This is a genomic window from Cupriavidus sp. 05T41, assembly GCF_056396525.1.
Genome location: NZ_JBFTLQ010000011.1, coordinates 59941 through 84012 on the forward strand (window position 1 = coordinate 59941; position 24072 = coordinate 84012).

Consider the following 24072-nt stretch of genomic DNA (forward strand, 5'->3'; position numbering starts at 1 on the left):
CATGACAACCATGTCGAAGCGGCCGAAGGCCATCGTCGTCGGCGGTTCGCTGGGCGGGCTGTTCGCCGCCAACCTGCTTGCCCGCGACGGGTGGGAAGTCGAGGTCTTCGAGCGGGTTACGGAAGCGCTCGCAGGGCGCGGCGCCGGCATTGTCACGCACCCGGAATTGTTCGAGGCGCTTGGCGCGGCCGGCGTCGAGGTGGACGACTCGATCGGCGTGCAGGTCAAGTCGCGGCTCACGCTGGCCCGGGACGGCAGCGTGCAGTCGCAACGCGAGATGCCCCAGACGCTGACGGCGTGGGGCAAGATGTACCACGTGCTGCGCTCCGCCTTCTCGGGCGGCAGCTATCGCCCGGGCGCAACCGTGGTCGCGGTCGACAGCCAGCCGGACCGCGCCACGGTTACGCTCAGCGACGGTTCCATGCATTTCGCCGACCTGGTCATCGCCGCCGACGGCTTCCGCTCCGCGCTGCGGGAACGCTTCCTGCCCGAGGTCAAGCTCCAGTACGCGGGTTATATCGCGTGGCGCGGGCTGGTGGATGAAACGCTGCTCAGCCAGCCCACGCGCGACATGCTGTTCGAGAAGTTCGCCTTCTGCCTGCCTGCGCACGAGCAGATCCTCGGCTACCCGGTTGCCGGCCAGGGCAACAGCACGCAGCCCGGCGAGCGCCGCTACAACTTTGTCTGGTACCGCGCCACCAGCGAGGATATCGACCTGCCTGACTTGCTCACCGACGCCAGCGGCAAGCGCTGGCCGGGCGGCATTCCGCCCGCGCTGATCCGCCCCGACGTGCTGGCCGACATGGAGCAAGCCGCACTGACGCTTCTCGCCCCGCAGTTCGGCGAGGTCGTGACCAAGACCGCACAGCCGTTGTTCCAGCCCATCTTCGATCTCGAGGTGCCGCGCATGGCGTTCGACCGCGTGGCGCTGCTCGGCGACGCCGCCTTCGTGGCGCGGCCACACTGCGGCATGGGCGTGACCAAGGCCGCGGGCGACGCCATGGCGCTGATAAAAGCCCTGAAGAGCCACGATTCGGTGCCGTCGGCGCTGGAGACCTATAGCGCCGAGCGCGTGCAGGTAGGCATGGCGATCGTCCAGCACGCCCGCCACCTGGGCGCATATATGCAGGCACAACTCAAGGACGAGACCGATCGCCAGATGGCGGAGCGCTATCGCACGCCGGAAGCCGTCATGCGCGAGACGGCGGTGTCGACGCGGTTCTGACCGCCATGCCGCCTCGACATGCATCGACATCCCGGGTGGCAGCGCCTTGCAGCGCTCCCCGCAGCCTGCCGAAACGCCGCCCGGCATCACATACGCCCCCAATGGAGACAACCGTGGAACATACCGCCACAAGCTACCCGCCCGCCGCCCGCAAGGCGGAACCGCCGCCCCCGCCCGCGCGGAACCCGCTGCTCAACGATCCCCGGTTCCAGTCCCTGGTGCGCACGCGGCGTACCTTCGCATGGACGCTCACCGCCCTCATGCTGGCCGTGTACTTCGGCTACATCCTTACGCTGGCCTTCAACCCGGCGCTGCTGGGCCGGCCCCTCACGCCCGGCCTGCCGACCAGCGTGGGCATCCCGGTCGGCTTCGGCATGTTCGCGGTGACCTTCCTCCTGGTGGCGGTGTACGTGCATCGCACCAATACGGTCTACGACAAGCTGATCAGCGACATCAAGCAAGGGGCAGCAAAATGAAGCGCATCTTCCTCTCTCCGGCCTTGCTGCTGGCCGCGCTGCCGGCGTTGCCGGCCCATGCCGCGACATCCGCGGTGGGCCAGGGCCTGAACCTCATCGCCATCGCCATGTTCCTGGTGTTCGTCGCGTCGACGCTGGTGGTGACGCGCTGGGCCGCGAAGAAGAACAACAGCGTGGCCGACCACTATGCCGCGGGCGGCAAGATCACCGCCATGCAGAACGGCTGGGCCATCGCCGGCGACTACATGTCCGCGGCTTCCCTGCTCGGCATCTCGGCGCTGGTGTTCACGAGCGGCTACGACGGCCTGATCTACTCGATCGGCTTCCTCGCGAGCTGGCCGATCATCCTGTTCCTGATCGCCGAGCCGCTGCGCAACCTCGGCCGCTTCACGCTGGCGGACGTGGTCTCGTACCGGCTGCAGCAGCGGCCGATCCGCGCGTTCTCGGCATCGAGCTCCATCGTCATCGTGCTGCTGTACCTGGTCTCGCAGATGGTCGGTGCCGGCAAGCTGGTCGAGCTGCTGTTCGGCTTCAACTACACGGCCGCGGTGGTGCTGGTCGGCGTGCTGATGGTCGTCTATGTCTTCTTCGGCGGCATGCTGGCCACCACGTGGATCCAGATCATCAAGGCCGTGCTGCTGCTCGCCGGCGCTGCCTTCATGGCCTTCATGGTCCTGAGCCGCTTCGGCTTCAGCCTGAACGCGCTGTTCTCGCAAGCGATCGTGGCCCACGGCAAGCATGCGGCGATCATGAGCCCGGGCGGCCTGGTGTCCGATCCGGTCTCGGCGGTGTCCCTGGGCCTGGCGCTGATCTTCGGCACCGCGGGCCTGCCGCACATCCTGATGCGCTTCTTCACCGTCGGCGACGTCAAGGCCGCGCGCAAGAGCATCCTGTACGCGACCGGCATCGTCGGCACCGGCTATGCGCTGATCATCATCATCGGCTTCGGCACGATCGCGCTCGTCGCCACCGATCCGCTCTATCACAACGCGTCGGGCGCGGTGATCGGCGGCGTCAACATGGTCGCGGTGCACCTGGCGCACGCGGTGGGCGGCAACGTCTTCCTCGGCTTTATCTGCGCGGTGGCGTTCTCGACCATCCTGGCCGTCGTGGCCGGCCTTGCGCTGGCAGGCTCCTCGGCCATTTCGCATGACCTCTATGCCAAGGTCCTGCGCCAGGGTGCCGCGACGGACAAGGAGGAAATGCGGGTTTCCCGGATGACGACGCTCGTGCTTGGCGTGCTCTCCATCCTGCTTGGCATCCTGTTCGAGAAGCAGACCATCGCCTTCATCGTCAGCCTGACCTTCTCCATCGCCGCCAGCTCCAACTTCCCGGTGCTGCTGCTGTCGATCTACTGGCGGGGACTGACGACCCGCGGCGCCGTGATCGGCGGATCGCTGGGCCTGCTGACCGCGGTGGTGCTGACGGTGCTCAGCCCCACCGTCTGGGTGCAGGTCCTTGGCCATGCGACCGCGCTCTACCCTTACGAGTATCCCGCGCTGTTCTCCATGCTGGTTGCCTTCGGCGGCATCTACGTGTTCTCCGTGACCGACAGGTCCGCGCGCGGCGCGCGCGAACGCGGCGCCTTCGACAACCAGCTGGTGGACTGCGAGCTCGGCCTGATCAAGCAGGGCTGAACAGTGCATCCGTCTACGGGTAAATACCAATAAGGCCGGACAATTGGCCAATTGTCCGCTCACCTAGACTGATAGATCGCATGGAGGGCGGGATGCCGGCGGGCCGGCATCCCGGCGATGGATCCCACCGTCCTCCCGGAACAGTCAACCAGAAAAAGGGGAATCGAAACATGGCCGCGATCGAAGTCAAGGTGCCTCAACTATCCGAATCGGTCTCCGAAGGCACCTTGCTGCAATGGAAGAAAAAAGCAGGCGATGCCGTTGTGCTCGACGAGATACTTGTCGAGGTCGAGACCGACAAGGTTGTGCTCGAAGTGCCCTCCCCCGCCAACGGCGTGCTGGCCCAGATCGTTCGCGGCGACGGCGCGACGGTCAAGGCCGAGGAGGTGATCGCGACCATCGACCCTAGCGGCAAGGCCGCCGCGCCTGCACCGGCCGCGGCCGCGCCGGCTCCCGCGGCTGCCCCGGCACCCGCGGCTGCAGCAGCCACGGCCACCGTGGCCACGGATTTCGACGTGATCGTGATCGGCTCCGGCCCCGGCGGCTACATCGCGGCGATCCGCGCGGCGCAGCTCGGCATGTCGGTGGCCTGCATCGAGGAATGGAAGAACCCCGCGGGCAAGCCGAAACTCGGCGGCACCTGCCTGAACGTCGGGTGCATCCCGTCCAAGGCCTTGCTGGCGTCGTCGGAGCAATACGAGAACGCCCTCCAGCATCTTGCCGATCACGGGGTGAAGGCGAAAGGGGTGACGCTTGACCTCGACACGATGATCGGCAGGAAGGCCGCCATCGTCGAGAAGATCACCGGCGGCGTCGAGTTCCTGTTCCGCAAGAACAAGATCACCTGGATCAAGGGCCACGGCAAGTTCCTGGGGCGCGCCGACGGCGCCATCAGCGTCGAGGCCGGCGAAGCCGGCAGCGCCAGGCCCTACACGGCCAGGCATGTGATCATCGCGACCGGCTCGAAGGCGCGGCATCTTCCCGGCATTCCGGTCGACAACAAGATCGTCTCCGACAACGAAGGCGCCCTCGCCTTCGACTCCGTACCCAAGAAGCTCGCCGTGATCGGGGCCGGGGTGATCGGCCTGGAGCTGGGCTCCGTCTGGCGCCGGCTTGGCGCGGAGGTCACCCTGCTCGAAGCGCTGCCGACCTTCCTCGGCGCGCTCGACGAAGCGGTGGCGAAGGAAGCGGAAAAGCTGTTCAAGAAGCAGGGCCTGACCATCCATCTCGGGGTCAGCATCGGGGACGTGAAGATCACCAAGAAGGGCCTCACGATCCAGTACAAGGACAAGGACGGCGCCGGCCAGACGCTGGAGGCCGATCGCCTCATCGTCTCCGTCGGCCGCGTCCCCAACACGGACGATCTCGGCCTCGACACGGTAGGGTTGTCGACGGATGAGCGCGGCTTTATCCCGGTGGACGATCACTGCGCCACCGCCATCCCCGGCATCCACGCGATCGGCGATGTCGTGCGCGGGCCGATGCTGGCGCACAAGGCAGAAGACGAAGGCGTGATGGTGGCCGAGCGCATCGATGGCCAGAAGCCGCACCTGGACTACAACTGCATTCCCTGGGTCATCTACACCGAACCGGAGATCGCCTGGGTCGGCAAATCGGAGCAGCAATTGAAGGCGGAGGGCCGCGAGGTCAGGTCGGGACAGTTCCCCATGATGGCGAACGGGCGCGCGCTGGGCATCGGCAAGACGGAGGGCTTCGTGAAGATGATCGCGGATGCCAAGACCGATGAGCTGCTCGGCATCCACGTGATCTCGGCCAATGCCTCCGACCTGATCGCGGAGGCGGTCGTGGCCCTCGAGTTCAAGGCATCTTCGGAGGATATCGGCATGCTCAGCCATCCGCACCCCTCGTTGTCCGAGGTGATGCGCGAGGCCGCGCTCGCCGTGCGCAAGCGCGCCTTGAATATCTAGGGGCCCTGGCCTTGCCATGCCTGGACCAGTACCGCCGCGTCTCGCAATTTATCATCTGATTGGTACAATGCAGCCAGCACTCCGCACGGGAATGCCCTGCACAGGTGGATGAATGAATCGAGACGCGGCTTCACCCAAGAACGATGCCCCGGCAAAGACCGGCAAACGATTGCTTCCGGAGGAACGGGAGCAGCAGATCGTCCAGAAGGCCATCGAACACTTCACCCGCAACGGCTTCTCCGGCAGCACCCGGGAACTCGCGAAGCAGATCGGCGTCACGCAGCCTCTGCTGTACCGCTACTTCGAGAGCAAGGAGGCACTGATCGACCGGGTGTACAACGAGGTATTCCAGTGGCGCCCCGACTGGGAGCGACAGATCGCCGACCGCTCGACGCCGCTGACCGAACGCTTGTATGCGTTCTATCTCGACTACGCGTCCGTCATCCTGCGGGAAGAATGGATCCGCGTGTTCATCTTTGCCGGCCTGACGCGCGAGGGCATCAACAACAAGTATCTCAACAAGCTGCGCAGCAAGGTGTTCCTGCCCGTGCTGGCCGAAGTGCGGGCGGAGTTCGACATCCCCGAGCCGCGCAACACCGCCGAACTCGACGCCGAGGTCGAGATGATCTGGAGCCTGCACGCCTCCATTTTCTATCTCGGCGTGCGCAAGTGGGTCTATGGCCTGAAGGTTCCCGCCGACGTCGCCACCGATGTGCGCCTGAAGGTCGATATGTTCCTCCACGGCGCACCCGCCGTGATGCGCACCTTGCGCAAGCCGCGCGCCTGACGACCGGCCAGCCGGACCCTCCCCCGACGCTGGAGCCATGATCATGGACAAGCTGCTGGCATTGAAGATGTTCGTCGAGACCGTCGACGCCAAGGGGTTTTCCTCCGCCGCCCGCAGGCTGAACCTCGCCACGTCGTCCGTGACCCGGCTGATGGACAACCTGGAGGAGGAACTCGGCGCCGTCCTGCTGAACCGCTCGACCCGCCAGGTCACCGTCTCCGAAGCCGGCGCCGCCTACTACCAGCGCGCGCGAAAGATCCTGGACGCGGTGGCGGAGGCGGATGCGCTTATCGCCGACCGCGGCGATACGCCGGTCGGCCAGCTCCGCGTTTCCCTGCCGGTTGCGTTCGGGCGGCGCTGCATCGCGCCGTTCCTGGGCGGACTGCTTGCACGCCACCCCAAGCTCGAACTTGAGGTCACGCTCACCGACGACATCGTCGACCTGCTCGGCGAGCGCATCGACCTGTCCATCCGGCTCGGCAGCGCGGCCGCGTTCGACGACGTGGTTGCACGGCAGATCGGCGTATTCCGCCGCAAGGTGGTGGGCAGTCCCGGTTATCTGCAGCGGCGTGGCCTGCCGGCCGCGCCGTCTGACCTGCTCGGGCACGAATGCCTGCGTTTCAGCTATGGCGCCGGCCAGCAGGTCTGGACGTTCCTGCGCGACGCGGAGGAAGTCCAGGTGCCCATCCCGGGCAACTTCAGGAGCAACAATGCGGAAGTGCTGCGCGAACTGGCCCTGGCCGACGGCGGCATCGCCCTCGTGCCTGACTGGCTCGTCGGCGAGGACATCCAGGGTGGCCGGCTGACGTCGCTGTTCGAGGACTGGACCGTCAATCCCAACCGGGCCAGCTCGGCCATTTCCGCCCTCTACCTGCCGAACCAGCGTGGCTCCAGGCGCATCGGTGCCTTCCTCGATTTTCTCGCGCGGATTCCGGGGCCGACGAACCGGGACGCCACGACCGCATAGGCTTGCCGCCTGGCGTCCCGCATCCGCGCGCGCCGTCTCCGCGCGGCTGGCCATGGCGCGATCCCATCTGTTCTGGCTCGCCCTGTCAACAACAGGACCCGGGTGGCAGCGGCAGCACCGTAGCCATCACAGATCCAGGCATAAGCTGCTGCTGCCTACCGGCGGCGCCGGCGGTCTGGGCCGTGCGGCCGAATTCGGGCGCGTACTCCACATCCGACCAGGCAAACGGCATGGCGCCAGGCGTGCGGCGCGCTTCCCGGACGCGGAACCGCAACAGGCGCTGCGCCCCCTGGAATGCCGACAGTTCGGGCCCTTCCCATATCACCTCGGCGGTCACCACGAGGTAGAGGATATCGCCCGACGCGAGGTCGACGAACAGAAGCCCGGCGCGCGGATCGTGCAGCAGGTTGCCGATCGTATTGAAGAACCGGTTGCCGCTGTAGTCCGGCACGGTGATGGCGCCGTCGTCCCCGACCTGGACGAAACCGGGCAGGCCGCCCCGATGGGATACATCGGCGCCGCCGGACATGCCGGCGGATGCATCCGCATTGGCGCTGGCGACAAAGAACGTGTCGGCGCGCGCCAGCAGGCTCCGGTCCGCATCGGATAGCGCGCCGGCACGCAACACACGGGCCCGCGAGGCGGATGGCGTCCGGGCCACGGGCACGGGCGTACGGCGCTGGATGTACTGCGCGCAGTTGCCGAAGCTCTGGCTGACCCTGAGCGTGAACGCATCGCCATCCGCTGCGCTGACCACGCCGTTGACGCGGTTCCTGCGCCGGGTCTGCGGCTGGATGCCCAGCCCGCCCACCATCGCGCCTGGCAACCAGGTGCCCGCCAGGGGATCGCCGGGCAGCGCCGCGCCGCCAATGCGAAGCGTGCACGGATCCGGCGACGACACGAATCCGGGCTCGCCGGCCCTGATCGTTGCCCAGGGCTGGCCCTGCGCATCCAGCCCGCCCAGCACCAGGAACGGCAGCGTCGCATAGAACTCCCGGTGCTGCTCCGGCATGTAGGTGCGAATGCCGCGCCGCCCGCTCCGGTCGGCCATCTCGCGCACGCCCGCATGCTGCTGGGCCAGCAGCTCGGTGGCGTGGAACGGGGATTGCGGGCCGGGCCATCCCGGCGGCGGTGCGGCATTCTGCGACATGGTCGTTCTCCCTCAGGCAGCCAGCGCGGCAGCCTTATCCGGCCAGCAAGCCGGCCTTGGTCACGGGCATGCCGGCGAAGCGGGGCAATGCCTCGATGCGGCGCAGCCATGCGCGCAGGTTCGGATAAGGCTCGAGCGACACGCCGCCTTCCGGGGCATGGGCGATATAGGTGTAGGCGGCGATGTCCGCGACGGTGGGCACCGAGCCAATGGCGAACGGGCTGGTGGCGAACCCGGCTTCGATCACTTCGAACAGGTTGACCGCGATCTTCCTGGCCGCTTCATGGTCCAGCGGCGCCCCGAACACGGTCACCAGGCGGGCGGCGCAGGGGCCATAGGCGATCTGCCCCGCGGCAAGCGAAAACCAGCGCTGCACCGCGGCGGCGCCAAGCTCGTCTTCGGGCAGCCACGCCGCATCGCCATAGCGCCTTGCCAGGTACACCAGGATCGCATTCGAGTCATACAGGACCGTATCGCCATCCTGGATCGCCGGTACCTGGCCGAAAGGGCTGATGGCGAGGAATTCCGGGCGGCGGTTGTCCTTTGCTTTCATGTCGATCTCGGTGACCTCGAACGGCAGGTCGAGCAAGGTCAGGAAAAGGCGAACCCGGTGTCCATGGCCCGAGAGGCGGGTGGTGTACAGCCGGATCGGCGCAACAGGCTTGGTCTTGGTTGGCATCTGTGTCTTTGCTTGGGTTGGAGCGCCCTGGACGGCGGGCGCGGACGGGACGGGTTAGCGCGAAAGCAGAGCCTACCCCTTGGGATTGGCCGCCGGAAGATAGATAATCGCGGAAACATAGTCCTTCTGGACAGGACAATTCAACCCCAGCGGACAGCGCACCCCGGATCCCGCCGCGGTGCCGGCAGAGTGGAACATGACCGATCTCCAGCACGTCAACCTGAATCGCCTCGCCATCTTCGTCGCCGTGGTCGAGACCGGCTCGATGACTTCGGCGGCCGAGCGCCTCGGGCTGGCCAAGACAGTGGTCAGCAGCCATATGCAGCGCCTGGAGGCCGAGATCGGGGCGAGCCTGCTGCACCGGACCACGCGGCGCCTGAGCGTGACGGACTCCGGCAAGGCCTTCTACCAGGCGTGCCGGCAGATCATCGCCACCGCCGAGAGCGCCATCGCGGACGCGGCGGGACGCACCGGCCCCCTGCGCGGCGCCCTGCGCGTGAGCGCGCCGATCGACTACGGCTCGCTGGTCGTCGCGCCGGCGCTGGTTGCCCTGCGCGCGGCCCAGCCCGCGCTGGAGATCGAACTGGCCTGCAACGACCGCTATGTGGACCTGATCGCGGAACGTGTCGACGTTGCCATCCGGCTTGGCCGCCTGCAGGATTCGAACCACCGGGCCGTCAGGCTCGGCAGCTTCGTCAAATGGCTGGTGGCCAGTCCCGGCTTCGTGAAGGCGTGGGGACAGCCACGCTCCCCGCTCGACCTGGCCGGCCTGCCCTGCGTGGCGTTGTCGATCTTGCCAAGACCCCATTCGCTGACCCTGCGCAATGGCCAGCAGCAACAGCAGACCCTGCGCTGCACCAACCTGCTGATGGCCAACACGGCCCACGCGTGCCGCGCGGCCGTGCTCGCCGGCGGCGGCTTCGGCCTGCTCACGGACTTCTCGGTGCGGGAGGATGTGCAGGCCGGGCGCCTTGTGCGTCTTCTGCCGGACTGGGAGACCGAGGCCGCGGGTATCCAGGCCATCTTCCCGCCGACCAGCCACCCGCCCCCGAAGGTCATGGCGTTTATCGACGCGCTGCGCGGATACCTCGAACACCGCTGAGGCAGGTCCCGAATTCGACGGCAAGCGCCACGCTTGCCACCGGGACACGCCTTCACCCCCCGCACCGTCCAAGACGGATATCGAGGCCTTGCCGAAGGGCCCCGGTGCATAAGGCAACGGCACGACGGCGCTGACTTGCCGCCGTGGCCAGCGCGTGCCGGCCTCCCGCGCAAGGAGGCCGCTTTTCGTTTGCCGCGCCGCGGCAGCGCCGGTCTGCGGCACCCGCATCGCTTCGAGCGCCAGTCGCGGCCTTGCTCCCGGCGCAACGCTGAGTTGCGCGGCGCTCCCATTCCGCGCAGCCGCCCAAGGGCCTACCTTAGTGACACCGCAATACGCAATACGCAGTGCGCAGTGCGCAGTGCGCAATGCGCAATACCCAAAAAACAAAAAACAAAACGCAATGCGATTCTCTCCAAATCCTTGATCGAAGGAGCCTTATCTTGAACAAGCATCTCTTTACGCCGATTTCCGTGGGCAATATCTCGCTGGCACACCGCGTCGCGATGGCGCCGCTTACCCGCTCGCGCGCCGGGCAACCCGGCAATGTGCCCACTGCGATGAATGCCGAGTACTACCGGCAGCGCGCCTCGGCCGCCCTCATCATTTCCGAGGCGGCCCAGATCTCGCAGCAAGGGCAAGGCTATGCCTGGACACCCGGCATCTACAGCCAGGAACAGGTCGAAGGCTGGCGCAAGGTGAGCGAGGCCGTGCATGCCGAAGGCGGCAAGATGTTCCTCCAGCTCTGGCACGTCGGACGGGTCTCGCACCCGGTGTTCCAGCCCGGTGGCGCGTTGCCGGTCGCCCCGAGCGCGCTGCCGGTCCCCGGCAAGACATTCATCGTCGACGAGCACGGCAATGGCGTCTGGGGCGACGTGCCCGTGCCGCAGGAACTGACCACCGAAGGGATCAGGCAGATCGTGGCTGACTATCGCCAGGCAGCCCGCAACGCCATCGCCGCCGGCATGGACGGCGTGGAGATCCACGCAGGGAATGGCTACCTGCTCGACCAGTTCATCAACTCGAACAGCAACCAGCGCAACGACGGCTATGGCGGCAGCATCGAGAACCGCGCGCGCCTGTTGCTGGAAGTCGTGGACGCCATCAGCGAAGAAGTCGGCGCCGGCCGGGTTGCCGTGCGCCTGACGCCCATGGGCCGCTTCATGGGCATGGGCGACGAAACGCCGGAAGCAACCTACGGCCATATCGTGCGCCGGCTCAGCGAGCGCAGCCTGGCGTACCTGCATCTGGTGGAGCCGGCCATGGTCGGGGTGGTGAAGGATGAGAACTTCGACCCGCGCTGGGATGCCATCATCCAGGCCCTGCGCAACGATTACGACGGCGTACTGATGCTCGCCGGCGGCTACGACGGCGCCAGCGCGGAGCAGGCCATTGCCGACGGGCGTGCCGACCTCATCGCTTTCGGGCGGCCCTTTCTCGCCAACCCGGATCTCCCGGCGCGCCTGAAGGGAAACCATCCCCTCAATGCGCCTGATGCGGCATCGTTCTTCGGCGGGACGTCGGCGGGTTACCTTGACTATCCGGCGCTCGGCTGAGCGGGGCTGGAGGCCGAAACGCGCCCGCACCGGGTCTGCCGCGCGCGGCCCGACGGGCGGCGCGGGCCCGGGAGCGGGCGCCTTTTAACACAAAGACATGACACTTTAGTTGCGCTGCCGCCGCAAAGCCTCCTCAAGCGCCGCGCGACGGGGTACTATGATCCATCTGGTCGCCCCCCGGCGGCGATCCTCACCAGAACAGGATTGAAGTCGAATATGGCAGAAGGCTCGGGTGTCCCACTCCAGAACGCCCCGTCCCTCCCCTTGCCGCAGAGTGATTCTAATGGCACTCCGGCGGATTTCCTTGCCAGCGCCGACGCCCGGCAATCCTTCCTCAATCGTGTCGCCAGCCAGCTGGAATTCAACCGGCGCGTGCTGTTCCAGGCAGCTGGTGGCCGAACAATACCGGCTGTTCAACGAGGTCCTGATCCCGGAACTGGCCACCGAGGGCATCCGCTTCCTGCGGCGCCCGGAGTGGACCGGGCCGCAAGCCGAGTACATCCGGGACTTCTTCTTCCGCGAGCTGATGCCGATGCTGACGCCGATCGGCCTCGATCCGGCGCACCCGTTCCCGCGCGTGCTCAACAAGAGCCTGAATTTCGCCGTGGAACTGGATGGCAAGGATGCCTTCGGCCGCGAGGCCGGATCGGCGATCGTGCAGGCGCCGCGGGCGCTGCCCCGCGTCATCCTGCTGCCGAGCGAGATCTCCGGCTGCGAGCATGGCTTCGTGTTCCTGTCGTCGATCCTGCATGCCCATGTGTGCGAGCTGTTTCCGGGCATGCGCGTGCGCGGCTGCTACCAGTTCCGCGTCACCCGCAACAGCGACCTGTTCGTCGACGAGGACGAAATCAAGAACCTGCGCGATGCGCTGCAGGGCGAGTTGCCGCAGCGGCACTATGGCGATGCCGTGCGACTCGAAGTGGCGGACAACTGCTCCGACGAGATGACGCGGTTCCTGCAGAAGCAATTCGGGCTCGAGGACACCGAAGTCTTCTCCGTCAACGGCCCGGTCAACCTGGTGCGGCTGATGCCGGTGCCGGACAGCGTCGCCCGCGATGACCTGAAGTACCCGCAGTGCCGGGCCGGACTGCCGAAGGCCCTGCAAGACCAGACCGACATATTCCGCGCCATCCGCGATGGCGATATCCTGCTGCACCACCCCTTCCAGTCGTTCATGCCCGTGGTGGATTTCATCCGCCAGGCGGCGGAAGACCCGGATGTCATGGCGATCAAGCAGACGGTGTACCGGGCCGGCAACGACTCGGCGCTGCTCGACGCGCTGATCGGCGCCGCACGCCGCGGCAAGGAAGTCAGCGTGGTGGTGGAGCTGCTGGCGCGCTTCGACGAAGAGGCCAACATGAACTGGGCCGCCCAGCTCGAGGAAGCCGGCGCGCACGTAGTGTATGGGGTGGTGGGCTACAAGGCCCATGCCAAGATGGCGATGGTGGTGCGGCGCGAAGGCGAAAAGCTGCGCCGCTATGTGCATCTGTCCACCGGCAACTATCACTCGCAGACTGCGCGCAACTTCACTGACATCGGCCTGTTTACCTGCAAGGAAAGCATCGCCTGCGACGTGGCCAACGTGTTCTCGCAACTGACCGGACTGGGCCATCCCGGCACGCTGGCCCATCTCTGGCAGGCGCCGTTCACCATGCACACGTCGCTGCTCGAGGCGATCCGCCGCGAAGCCAAGCACGCCAAGGCGGGCCGCAAGGGCTTCATCATCGCCAAGATGAACGCACTGCTGGAGCCGAAGATCATCCAGGCGCTGTACCAGGCGTCCTGCGACGGCGTGCGCATCGAGCTGATCGTGCGCGGCGCCTGCGCGCTGCGGCCCGGCGTGCCGGGGATGTCGGAGAATATCCGCGTGCGCTCGGTGCTCGGGCGCTTCCTCGAGCACGAGCGGATCTTCTACTTCTACAACGACAAGGCCGAAGACGTGCGCCTGTCCAGCGCCGACTGGATGGAGCGCGATTTCTTCCGCCGCATCGAGATCTGCTTCCCGATCCTGGACAAGGCCCTGAAAAAGCGCGTGATCGAAGAAGGGCTCAAGCGCTACCTCAAGGACAACCGCGACACCTGGGAACTGGAAGCGGATGGCAACTACCGGCGCCGCCGCGGCCGCCGGCAAGTCTCGGCCCAGTGCGCGCTGCTTGCCGAGCTGGCATAGCATCGGCCGTGCCCGCCTTACCCGCATCGCCTGCCGCACCCGCCACGCCCGCCACAACTTCAATGCCCGCCTCTGCCGCCGCCCGGCAGGCCGCCCGCACCGCGGCCAGCCTGCGCTTCGACCTGACCACCATGCGGCTGTTCATTGCCACTGCGGAAAGCGGCGGCATCACGCGCGCCGCCGAGCAGTTGTGCCTGGTCCCGGCCGCGGCATCGCGCCGTATCCGCGAACTGGAGGCGCAACTCGGCCTGCCCCTGTTCGAGCGCCGCCCGCACGGCATGGCGCTGACCGATGCGGGCCGCGCCATGCTGGCGCACGCGCGCAGCCTGATCCACGCCGTCGACCGCATGCAGGACGATGCCGCCGCCTTCCTGCACGGCGACCGCGGCGTGATCCGTATCGCCGCCTGCACCTCGGCCGTGGTGCAGTTCCTGCCCGCCGATCTCGGCCGCTGCCACGCGGCGTGGCCCGACATCAAGGTCGACCTGCAGGAGCTCAACAGCGTGGGCGTGATCCAGGCGGTCAAGCGCGGCCTGGCGGACGTGGGGGTCTATGAAAGCACGGTCGGGCCGGTCGCCCTGCCATCGCTGCCTTACCGCGAAGACCGCCTGGTGCTGGTGGCGCATCACGCGCACCCGCTGGCCGGATCGCGCAAGGTTGCCATCGACGACCTGCTGGCGCATGAAGTGATCGGCCTCACCGAGGGCGCCTCGATCTCCATCACGCTCGGCCGCCTGGCCGTGGCCGCCAGCCGGCCGCTGCGCATGCGCATCCGCGTGGGCAGCTTCGACAGCATGATCGCCATGATCGCGGGCGAGATCGGCATCGGCATCATGCCCGCCCACGTGGCAACCATGTTCGCGCGCGGCAAGACCTTCCGGCATATCGCCATCGACGAGGCCTGGGCCTGCCGCCGCTTCGTGCTGTGCCACCAGCCGCACGCCGAGCTGTCTTCGGCGGCACGCGCGCTGATCCCGGTCCTGACGGCGGGGTCGGCGGCAGCTTCGTCCGCGGATTCACCAAATGTGAACGCAGCAACGGCGAAAGACTGATGGCCGCTGCCGCCCCGGCGCGGCATAGTGCGGGACAGCACACACCATCGCAGTCAAAAAATACGCGTGCCCACGCCGGTGCGCGACCAGGAGACACCCCATGCAAGCACTTCGCGCACGCTGGCGCGCCGCGGCCGCCGGCACGTTGCTCGGGCTCTGCGCGCACGCGCACGCTGCCTTTCCCGACAAGCCCATCCGCATCAACGTCGGCGCCCCGCCGGGCGGCGGCACCGATATCGTGGCCCGGCTGTTTGCCGAGAAAATGGGCGGCCCGCTCGGGCAGCCCATGCTGGTGGACAACCGCCCCGGCGCGGCCAACACCATCGCCGCGGACCTGACCGCGAAGGCGCCCGCCGACGGCTACACCCTGCTGGCAGCGACCAACTCGCCACAGGTGATCGCGCCGCAGCTCATGCGCCTGTCCTTCGACCCGCTCAAGGACCTGACCCCGATCGGCCTGGCGCTGGTGGTCCCGCATGTGCTGCTGGTGGCGCCGCAGGTGCAGGCCGACAGCGTGGCGTCGCTGGTCGCCCAGATCAAAGCGCAGCCCGGCAAGTTCAGCTACGCCAGTTCTGGCATCGGCAGCGTGCAGCACATGGCGGCCGAACTGTTCATGAAGGCCACCGGCACGCAGATGGTCCATGTGCCGTACAAGGGCAGCTCGCAGGCCCACGTGGACCTGATGGCCGGGCAGGTGCAGATCATGCTGGATACGTCGTCGTCGGCCATGCCGCATATCCGCTCCGGCAAGCTGCGCGCGCTGGCGGTGACCACGCCCAGGCGCTCGGCCGCGCTGCCCGACGTGCCCACCTTGCAGGAGATCGGCATCAAGGGCGCGGACATGAGCACCTGGTATGCCTTCTACGCGCCGCGCCAGACGCCGGCGCCCGCGCTCGATCGCCTCACGCGCGAGTTCAATACCGCGCTGAAGCTGCCCGAGGTGCAAAGCAAGCTGCGCGGCCTCGGCGGCGATCCCGGCACGCTCACGCGCGAGCAGTTCATCCAGCTGCAGAAGGCGGACTACGACCGCTTCGGCAAGCTGATCCGCGAACAGAACATCAGGATGGATTGAACATGGCAGCCCTGCCCCGCATTGCACTCTTTATCGGCGACCCCGCCGGCATCGGCCCCGAGATCACCGCGCGGCTGCTCGCCGATCCCGCGCTGCCCGGGCGCGCGCAGGTGGCGCTGATCGCCAGCCGCGCCGCGCTGGAAGCCGGCGCCCGCGCGGCCGGCGTGCCCGTGCCGCAGGCGGCTCCCTGGCTGGAGATCGTCGACTGGCCCGGCATGAACGCCACTTTCGCCGCCGGCGTGGCCGCCCGCGACAATGGCGCCTTCATGCTGGAGGCGCTGACGCTGGGCGCGCGCATGGTCACCGCCGGCCAGGCGGACGCGCTGTGCTTCGGCCCGCTCAACAAGGGCGCGCTGCGCCTGGGCGGCATGCAAGAGGAAGACGAGATGCGCTGGTTCGCCAGGCTGCTGGACTACCAGGGCCGCTGCGGTGAATTCAATGTGCTCGACAAGCTCTGGACCGCGCGGGTGACCTCACATGTACCGCTCAAGGCGGTCTCGTCGCTGCTCACGCCCGGCGGCATCGACGGCGCCATCCGCATGCTCACCGACGCCCTCAAGGCTTCCGGCAACGCCGCGCCGCGCATCGGCGTGTGCGGCCTCAACCCGCACAACGGCGACAACGGCAACTACGGCAGCGAGGAAGGCGACATCATTGCGCCCGGCATCGAACAGGCCCGCGCCGCCGGCTATCACGCCGAAGGCCCCTATCCCGCCGACACCATCTTCGTGCGCGCGCGCAACGGCCATCTGGACGGCATCGTCACCATGTATCACGACCAGGGCCAGATCGCGACCAAGCTGCTGGGTTTCGAGGTGGGCGTCACGGTGGAGGGCGGCCTGCCGATCCCGGTCACCACGCCGGCCCACGGCACCGCCTACGATATCGTCGGCCGGGGCGCGGCCACGGCCGACGCCATGACCAATGCCTTCGACCTGGCCTGCCGCATGGGTCTCAGCCACCGCGCCGGGCGGGCCGCCTAGCGCTTCGCGCCGCGCAGGATCCGGCCGCTTGCCCGGCCACCGCCTGCCGCGCTCCCTGCCCGGGAGGACCCGGGATGACCCTGCGGCCACTGCCACGATGAGCCGGCGCCACCCGCGCCGGGGTCCGGCGCCTCACGCCGGGCCGATCGCAACGCCCGCCGCTCCCGCAATGCACAAAACCGGCCCCAGTAAGCACCGGTTTTGTGCATTCGCGCACCGCGCCGCGCCAAAAGCACCGCCCAACACCTGGCGCGCTACTTGCGTAGACCTCTTCAGCACGGGATCAATGCCGGTCCCTCGATGAATTCACTGCATTCGTAGCATCAGCACGAGCTTGGGCAACGGCGCCCTGCCTGTTCAGTCTTTCGACTGCACCGGCAGGGCGCTTTTTTTTGGAAACCTGCGCATGAGCACCGCCAGCGGCAACGCCCGCACCGTCAACACTGTCTGCCCGTATTGCGGCGTCGGCTGTGGCATGACCCTGCACGTGGAAAACGAGCAGGTGGTGAAGATCTCCGGCGACAAGGAGCATCCCACCAACTTCGGCCGCCTGTGCACCAAGGGCTCGTCCGCCCACGTGGCGCTGCGCAAGTCCGGCCGGCTGGAGCATGCCTTCGTGCGCCGCCAGCGCAAGCAGGACCCGGTGCCGCTGCCGATGGCGCAGGCCATTTCCGACACCGCCCGCAGGCTGCGGGCCATCCTCGATACGCACGGCCCGGATGCGCTGTCGTTCTATGTGTCCGGGCAGATGTCGATCGAGGCGCAGTACCTCATCAACAAGCTTGCCAAAGGCTTCGTCGGCACCAACAACATCGAGTCGAATTCGCGCCTGTGCATGGCCAGCGCCGGCAGCGGCTACAAGCTGTCACTGGGCGCCGACGGTCCGCCCGGTTCCTACCAGGATTTCGACCGCGCCGACCTGTTCTTCGTGAGCGGCGCCAACATGGCCGACTGCCACCCGATCCTGTTCCTGCGCATGATGGACCGCGTCAAGGCCGGTGCGCGGCTGATCGTGGTGGACCCGCGCCGCAATGCCACCGCCGACAAGGCCGGCCTGTATCTCCAGATCAAGCCGGGCACCGACCTGGCCCTGCTCAACGGCCTGCTCCACCTGCTGCACAGGAACGGCAAGACCGATCCCGCCTTCATCGCCGAATTCACCGAAGGCTGGGAGGCCATGCCGGCCTTCCTGGACGACTACACGCCCGAGCGCGTGGAGGAGATCACCGGCATCCCCGCCGCCCAGGTGCGCCAGGCCGCCGAGTGGATCGGCGATGCGCCCGAGTGGATGAGCTGCTGGACCATGGGCCTGAACCAGAGCACCCACGGCACCTGGAACACCAACGCCATCTGCAACCTGCACCTGGCCACCGGCAAGATCTGCCGCCCCGGCAGCGGGCCGTTCTCGCTGACCGGCCAGCCCAACGCCATGGGTGGCCGGGAGATGGGCTACATGGGTCCTGGCCTGCCGGGCCAGCGCTCGGTGCTGGTGGAGGAGGACCGCGCATTCACGGAACAGCGCTGGGGCGTGCCCGGGGGCACCCTGCACACGCGACTGGGCGGCGGCACCGTCGACATGTTCGCGCGCATGGCCGCCGGCGACATCAAGGCCTGCTGGATCATCTGCACCAATCCGGTCGCCACCGTGGCCAACCGCGCCAACGTGATCGCGGGGCTGCAGGCAGCCGAGCTGGTGATTGCCCAGGACGCCTTCCTCGACACGGAGACCAACCGCTACGCCGACGTGCTGCTGCCGGGCGCGCTGTGGGCCGAGGCCGAAGGCGTGATGATCAACTCCGAACGCAATATGACGCTGATGCAGCAGGCCATCGCCCCGCCCGGCGAGGCGCTGCCCGACTGGCAGATCATCGCGCGGGTGGCCTGCGAGATGGGCTATGCCGACGCCTTCGGCTATCGCAGCGCGGCGGAGGTCTTCGACGAGATCACTGGCTTCGACAATCCCAAGACCGGCTACGACCTGCGCGGCGCCAGCCATCTGCGCCTGCGCGAGACGCCTTTGCAGTGGCCCTGCTCCAGCGCGCACGGACCGGATCGCAATCCGCTGCGCTACCTCAACGACGGCACGCATCAGGCGCCGATGACGCCCGCCGGCGGCGAACCTCCGCGCCTGTGGTTCGCCACGCCTCAAGGCAAAGGCGTGTTCTTCGCGCGTCCGCATGCCGATCCCGCCGAGATGCCCGACCGCGAATACCCGATCGTGCTCAATACCGGCCGCCTGCAGCATCAGTGGCACACCATGACCAAGACCGGCAAGGTGGCGATGCTCAACAAGCTCAATCCCGGGCCGTTCGTCGAAATCCATCCGGAAGACGCGCAGGCGCTCGGCGTGCGCGACAAAGACCGCGTCGAGATCCGCTCGCGCCGCGGCCGCGCCGTGCTCCCGGCGGTGGTGACCGAACGCGTGCGCGCCGGCAACTGCTTTGCACCGATGCACTGGAACGACGCCTATGGCGACGAGCTGTGCATCAACGCCGTGACCAGCGATGCGGTCGACCCGATCTCCCGGCAGCCCGAGCTCAAGTTCTGCGCGGTGGCACTCAGCCGCGTCGCCGACGTGCCCGCGCAAGCCGGGCAGGATGCGCCGCAAGAGCACGCCACGCCCCAATCAGCTCAAGCAGCCCAAGCAGTCCAAGCAGCCCGGCACGCGCCAGCCCAGCCTGACAGCATGACCACGGAATCCGAAATGACCCGCATCGACGCATTCGCCGCCCTGCTCGACCTCCCCGCCGCCAGCGCACCCGTGCTCGGCGACGCGGAGCGCCTCTACCTGGCCGGCTTCGTTGGCGGCCTGCGCCTGGCCGGCGGCGCGTCGGGCCAGGCCGCGCCGATGCTGCCCGCCAGCGCACCGGTGGCCCCTGAAAAACGGCTTTGGCTCAACGGCCTGCTGGCCGGCATGTTCTGCCGCGCCGATGCCGGCAACGCCGTGCCCGCGGCCGTGCCTGGCGCACCGGCCGCGCCGGCCACCGGGACCTCCCCGACCGGGGTGGCCGAGCCCGCCATCAAGATCGTCGGCGCGCGCCCCGTGGTCACGCTGCTGTGGGCCTCGCAGACCGGCAATGTCGAGTCGCTGACCGAGCGCTACGCCACCGCGCTGATGGAATCCGGCTTCGAGATCCGTAGCGCCTGCATGGCCGACTACAAGCTCGCCTCCCTGGCCAAGACGCAGTACCTGCTACTGATGAGCAGCACCTTCGGCGACGGCGATGCGCCCGACAACGGCCAGGGTTTCTGGCAAGCGCTGGCGGCGGACCTCGCGCCGCGCCTGGAGCACCTGCGCTACGCCGTGCTGGCCTTCGGCGACAGCAGCTACGACCAGTTCTGTGGCCACGGCCGCAAGCTCGATGCGCGCTTCGCGCAACTGGGAGCGCGTGCGCTGCTGGAACGGGTCGACTGCGACAGCGACTTCCAGGCCACCGCCGACGCATGGCTGGATAACGTGACGGCGCGCATCAAGGCGGAGCACGCCGCGCTGCACGCCACCCCGCCCGAAGGCATGATTCCCGCCGTGATTCCCGGCACCGTCCCCACCAAGGCCAGCCCGGCGCCCTCGCGGCTGCTGCAGAACCTGCGCCTGAACCGGCAGGGCGGCAACAAGGACACGCGCTACTTCGCGCTCGACGTGGGCGATTCGGGGCTGGAGTACGAAGCCGGCGACGCACTTGGCGTATGGCCGAGCAACTGCCCCGGGCTGGTGGACGAACTGCTCGCCGTGAGCCAGTTGCGCGCCGACACCGCGGTGACGGTGCCGGGACTGGGCGAGATGCGCCTGGCCGATGCGCTCGGCAAGCATTTCGAGATCGCCCGTCCGGGCCCCGACGCACTCGCCATGATCGCCGCGCGCAGCACCAACCCGGGCCTGAAGTCGCTGCTGGCCGCATCGCGCAAGGACGACCTCAAACAGTGGCTATGGGGCCAGCAGCTGGCCGACGTGCTGCACGAATACCCGGCGCAACTCAGCGCGGCCGAGCTGCTGGGCACGCTCAAGCGCTTGCAGCCGCGCCTGTACTCCATCGCCTCCAGCCCCAGGGCCCATGCCGGCGAAGTGCACCTGACCGTGGCCGCCGTGCGCTACCACAACGGACGGCGCCAGCGCAAAGGCGTGTCGTCCACCTTCCTGGCCGACCGCGCTGACGGTGTCAGCGTGCCGGTGTTCGTGCAGAAATCCGCGCACTTCCGCCCGCCGCGCAGCGGCGACACGCCCATGATCATGGTCGGGCCGGGCACCGGCGTCGCGCCATTCCGCGGCTTCCTGCACGAACGGCTCGCGCGTGGCGACCGCGGCCGCAACTGGCTGTTCTTCGGCGAGCAGCACGCCGCCAGCGACTTCTACTACCGCGACGAGCTGGAGACCATGCGCGACAAGGGCCTGCTGACGCGCCTCGATCTCGCCTTCTCGCGCGACCAGGCCGACAAGATCTACGTGCAGGACCGCATGCGCGAACAGGGCGCGCAGCTATGGGCATGGCTCGAGGCGGGTGCGCATTTCTACGTATGCGGCGACGCCAGCCGCATGGCCAAGGACGTGGACGCGGCCCTGAGGGACGTCGTGCAGGTGCATGGCGGCCTGAGCCAGGAAGCCGCCGGCGACTACGTGACGGCAATGTCCGCCGGCAAGCGCTATGTCAGGGACGTCTACTGACGCGCCGGCAGCAAACGCGCCCACGGACAAGAGGAGACCAAAGACATGAGCGGCCCATTCTTCGCATTCGAAGCCGACTTCGTCGCCACGCTGCGATGCGTCCCGATGATCGTTCGCTTCAACCTCGACCTGTGCGGGATCAAGCTGTCGCTGCGCGCCTGGAACCGCTTCGATCACGCCACGCGCGCGGACCTTGCCGCCATGCCGGCAAGGACCCAGGCGGAGATCGCGACCTATCGGGACTACGTCTGCGACGCGCTGCTCGCCATCGGTGAGCAGCCCTCGCCGGTGGCGGTCGACGACTATCCGCTGTGGAAGGTAACCAGCGACATCCCCGCGCCGATCCGTGCCAGGGCCGATGCGCTGGCAATCATGCTGGGCGGGCGCGTCTGCTGGCAGGGCCTGACCTCGCTGCAGCGATTCGCCCTGCTCAAGCTCACGCGGGGCGGCCATGAGAATGCGAACTTCGTGCCCGCGCTGCGCGAGTTCGGCCTGCTTGCCTGACCATCCGGGCCGTTGCAACCGGGGAGCCGAGGCCGCGCGCGGGCCAGTCGGACTCCGTCCAGGGCCCGCTCGGTGCAGCCAGGCAGGCCGATGCGCGCCGTGGCTTCCCGGGCCAGCATTTCGTGCCGGATAGACCACCGGCGGCTCGGCGCGGTGGTTCGGCGCGGTGGTTCGGCGCGGGTCCGCCCTGTACCCTCGTGTATCCACCACCGCCGCGCGGACACTGGGTTACAACAATCCCCTCCGGCCGATACATCGCCGATACGTGCCGCTGCTGAAATGGCGTCTCCTCTGGCCTCAACGACGAAGGGACACCAAATGAAATCGACTCGAATCATGGCGGCAGCGTTACTTGTTCTCGGCAGCGGATTGACGATGCAGGCGGCGCAGGCGCAGCAAGCGGGAATCCACCGCACCGATCTCCTGCAGCAGGATCTGAGCGTGCCCGGGCGCGAGGCCGTCCAGGTGCGGGTCGACTTCGACCGTGACGCGTTCGCACCCAAGCACGCGCATCCGGGCGAAGAGATTGCCTATGTCCTCGAAGGCACGCTGGAGTATCAGCTCGGCGACAAGGCGCCGGTCACGCTCAAGGCCGGCGAGGCCTTGTTCATTCCGGCCGGAACGGCGCACTCGGCGAAAAATGTCGGCGGCGGCAAGGCGTCGGAGCTGGCAACGTATATCGTTAAAAAAGGGGCTCCGCTGGTCGTGCCGGTCAAGTGAGTCGCTCCTTGTCGCGCTTTGTCGCTCCTTGATACGACCTTGATCCAGGAAACCACGGCACATGAGGTGCAAGATGAGCACACAGGAATCAACCAGGGCTCCCGTCCTGTCGCGCCGAGCCCTGCTCCTGAGCGGAGCGGCAACGGCAGCCCTTGCGATGTTCCGCCCCGTCATGGCTGCCGTCCAGCCCGACGCGGGGCAGCGCTATGCGGCAGATGCCATCCGCCCCTTTCGCGTTCATGTTCCGCAAGCAGCGCTCACCGACCTTCACCGCAGGCTCGCCGCGACGCGTTGGCCTGACCCTGAAACGGTGAGTGACCGCTCCCAGGGAGTGCAGCTCGTAAAGCTCCAGGCACTCGTGCAGTACTGGGGGACGAGCTACGACTGGCGAAAGGCAGAGGCGAAACTCAACGCCTTGCCGCAGTTCCTGACGAATATCGACGGCCTGGACATTCATTTCATCCACGTGCGCTCCCGTCATCCGCAAGCATTGCCACTCATCATGACCCACGGCTGGCCCGGTTCGGTCTTCGAGCTGCTGAAAGTCATCGGCCCGCTGACCGATCCCACGGCGCACGGCGGGGCCGCCGAGGATGCCTTCCATCTTGTGATTCCGTCCATTCCAGGCTTCGGCTTTTCAGGCAAGCCCACGGGCACCGGCTGGAACCCGGACCGCGTCGCCCGCGCGTGGGACGTCCTCATGAAGCGCCTTGGATATACGCGCTACGTCGCGCAAGGCGGCGACTGGGGTGCCATCATTTGCGATGCCATGGGCCGTCAAGCTCCCGAGGGTCTGCTCGGCATCCACGTCAACAGGGTCGAGCGCGCGACGACTCTCCCGCCGGACGTCGCGAAGGCGCTGAAGAATGGCGATCCGGCACCGGCGATCCTCACCGCCGAAGAAAAGGCGGTGTTTGACCAAGCCAGGGAGTTCCTTGGCAAGGGCTTTGGATACGCCGCGATCATGGGGACGCGCCCCCAAACCATGGCATACGCCCTGGCCGATTCGCCGGTGGGACTGGCGGCGTGGATCTACGACAAGATCGCTGATTGGGTGTTCACCCGCGGCGAACCGGAGCGCTCGCTCACCCGCGACGAGATGCTCGACGACATCACACTCTACTGGCTGACCAACACAGGCCCCGCAAGCGCGCGGATCTACTGGGAAACCAACGCCAGTAGCCCCAATGTAGCCAGCATCTCGATCCCGGCGGCGGTGACGATCTTCCCCGGGGAGGTCTACAGGCCGCCGAAGAACTGGGCCGCACGCGCCTACCGCAACCTCATCTACTACAACCAGGTGGACAAGGGCGGCCACTTCGCGGCCTGGGAAGAGCCGGTCCTGTTCAGCACCGAGGTGCGTGCCGCGTTCCGGCCGCTGCGCTGAGCGCGGCGTGCGGCTAGTGT

General features: G+C 67.6%; 17 protein-coding genes and 1 pseudogene. 16 read left to right on the plus strand and 2 right to left on the minus strand.

The window, feature by feature from the left end:
- The first annotated feature begins 1 nt into the window (after window position 1).
- The 6 genes from AC1DKV_RS09175 to AC1DKV_RS09200 all read left to right on the plus strand — a co-directional run bounded on the left by AC1DKV_RS09175 (window position 2) and on the right by AC1DKV_RS09200 (window position 7020).
- Window positions 2–1225 carry an FAD binding domain-containing protein gene (locus AC1DKV_RS09175; protein WP_441614859.1) on the plus strand — a complete coding sequence of 408 codons (1224 nt, stop codon included), beginning with the start codon at window positions 2–4 and terminating at the stop codon, window positions 1223–1225.
- A gap of 113 nt (window positions 1226–1338) precedes the next feature.
- A complete protein-coding gene (locus AC1DKV_RS09180; RefSeq protein WP_441614861.1) occupies window positions 1339–1701 on the plus strand; it encodes a DUF485 domain-containing protein in 363 nt (120 codons plus the stop codon).
- Window positions 1698–3338 carry a cation/acetate symporter ActP gene (gene actP / locus AC1DKV_RS09185; protein WP_441614863.1) on the plus strand — a complete coding sequence of 547 codons (1641 nt, stop codon included), beginning with the start codon at window positions 1698–1700 and terminating at the stop codon, window positions 3336–3338. Before AC1DKV_RS09180 ends, actP begins: the two co-directional genes overlap by 4 nt.
- Before the next feature lie 170 nt (window positions 3339–3508).
- Window positions 3509–5266, plus strand: coding sequence for a dihydrolipoyl dehydrogenase (gene lpdA, locus AC1DKV_RS09190; RefSeq protein ID WP_441614865.1), 1758 nt, complete (start codon window positions 3509–3511; stop codon window positions 5264–5266).
- A 112-nt stretch (window positions 5267–5378) separates the two neighbouring features.
- Entirely contained in the window at window positions 5379–6053 is a 675-nt protein-coding gene (locus AC1DKV_RS09195) for a TetR/AcrR family transcriptional regulator (RefSeq protein ID WP_441614867.1), read from the plus strand.
- A 43-nt stretch (window positions 6054–6096) separates the two neighbouring features.
- Window positions 6097–7020 (plus strand): LysR family transcriptional regulator, encoded by a 924-nt coding sequence (locus AC1DKV_RS09200; RefSeq protein ID WP_441614869.1) that lies wholly within the window; start codon window positions 6097–6099, stop codon window positions 7018–7020.
- A gap of 109 nt (window positions 7021–7129) precedes the next feature.
- Here AC1DKV_RS09200 and AC1DKV_RS09205 read toward each other — a convergent pair.
- Both AC1DKV_RS09205 and AC1DKV_RS09210 read right to left on the minus strand, forming a co-directional pair.
- Window positions 7130–8170: pseudogene (locus AC1DKV_RS09205) on the minus strand (pyridoxamine 5'-phosphate oxidase family protein); the annotation flags it as partial.
- A gap of 34 nt (window positions 8171–8204) precedes the next feature.
- A complete protein-coding gene (locus AC1DKV_RS09210; protein ID WP_441614871.1) occupies window positions 8205–8849 on the minus strand; it encodes a glutathione S-transferase family protein in 645 nt (214 codons plus the stop codon).
- A gap of 196 nt (window positions 8850–9045) precedes the next feature.
- Here AC1DKV_RS09210 and AC1DKV_RS09215 point away from each other — a divergent pair, with 196 nt between their 5' ends.
- The 10 genes from AC1DKV_RS09215 (at window position 9046) to AC1DKV_RS09260 (ending at window position 24052) form a co-directional block, all read left to right on the plus strand.
- Window positions 9046–9951 carry a LysR family transcriptional regulator gene (locus AC1DKV_RS09215; RefSeq protein WP_441614873.1) on the plus strand — a complete coding sequence of 302 codons (906 nt, stop codon included), beginning with the start codon at window positions 9046–9048 and terminating at the stop codon, window positions 9949–9951.
- Between the two features lie 440 nt (window positions 9952–10391).
- Window positions 10392–11504 (plus strand): alkene reductase, encoded by a 1113-nt coding sequence (locus AC1DKV_RS09220; RefSeq protein ID WP_441614875.1) that lies wholly within the window; start codon window positions 10392–10394, stop codon window positions 11502–11504.
- A 391-nt stretch (window positions 11505–11895) separates the two neighbouring features.
- Complete coding sequence (gene ppk1 / locus AC1DKV_RS09225) at window positions 11896–13674, plus strand: polyphosphate kinase 1 (protein ID WP_477137595.1); 1779 nt, start codon at window positions 11896–11898, stop codon at window positions 13672–13674.
- Between the two features lie 62 nt (window positions 13675–13736).
- Window positions 13737–14726: a LysR family transcriptional regulator gene (locus AC1DKV_RS09230; RefSeq protein ID WP_441649672.1), complete on the plus strand. Its 990-nt coding sequence runs from the start codon at window positions 13737–13739 to the stop codon at window positions 14724–14726.
- 100 nt (window positions 14727–14826) lie between these two features.
- Complete coding sequence (locus AC1DKV_RS09235) at window positions 14827–15798, plus strand: Bug family tripartite tricarboxylate transporter substrate binding protein (protein WP_441614881.1); 972 nt, start codon at window positions 14827–14829, stop codon at window positions 15796–15798.
- A 2-nt stretch (window positions 15799–15800) separates the two neighbouring features.
- Window positions 15801–16781, plus strand: a complete 981-nt coding sequence (locus AC1DKV_RS09240; protein ID WP_441614883.1) for a 4-hydroxythreonine-4-phosphate dehydrogenase PdxA — start codon at window positions 15801–15803, stop codon at window positions 16779–16781.
- Window positions 16782–17187: 406 nt separating this feature from the next.
- On the plus strand, window positions 17188–21441 hold the full coding sequence (locus AC1DKV_RS09245; protein WP_441614885.1) for a bifunctional nitrate reductase/sulfite reductase flavoprotein subunit alpha: 4254 nt from the start codon (window positions 17188–17190) through the stop codon (window positions 21439–21441).
- A gap of 45 nt (window positions 21442–21486) precedes the next feature.
- Window positions 21487–21945: a nitrate reductase associated protein gene (locus AC1DKV_RS09250; protein ID WP_441614887.1), complete on the plus strand. Its 459-nt coding sequence runs from the start codon at window positions 21487–21489 to the stop codon at window positions 21943–21945.
- Between the two features lie 336 nt (window positions 21946–22281).
- On the plus strand, window positions 22282–22665 hold the full coding sequence (locus AC1DKV_RS09255; RefSeq protein ID WP_441614889.1) for a cupin domain-containing protein: 384 nt from the start codon (window positions 22282–22284) through the stop codon (window positions 22663–22665).
- Between the two features lie 73 nt (window positions 22666–22738).
- The gene (locus AC1DKV_RS09260; RefSeq protein WP_441614891.1) at window positions 22739–24052 is read left to right on the plus strand and encodes an epoxide hydrolase family protein; all 1314 of its coding nucleotides are present in this window, start codon (window positions 22739–22741) and stop codon (window positions 24050–24052) included.
- The last annotated feature ends 20 nt before the right edge of the window (window positions 24053–24072 follow it).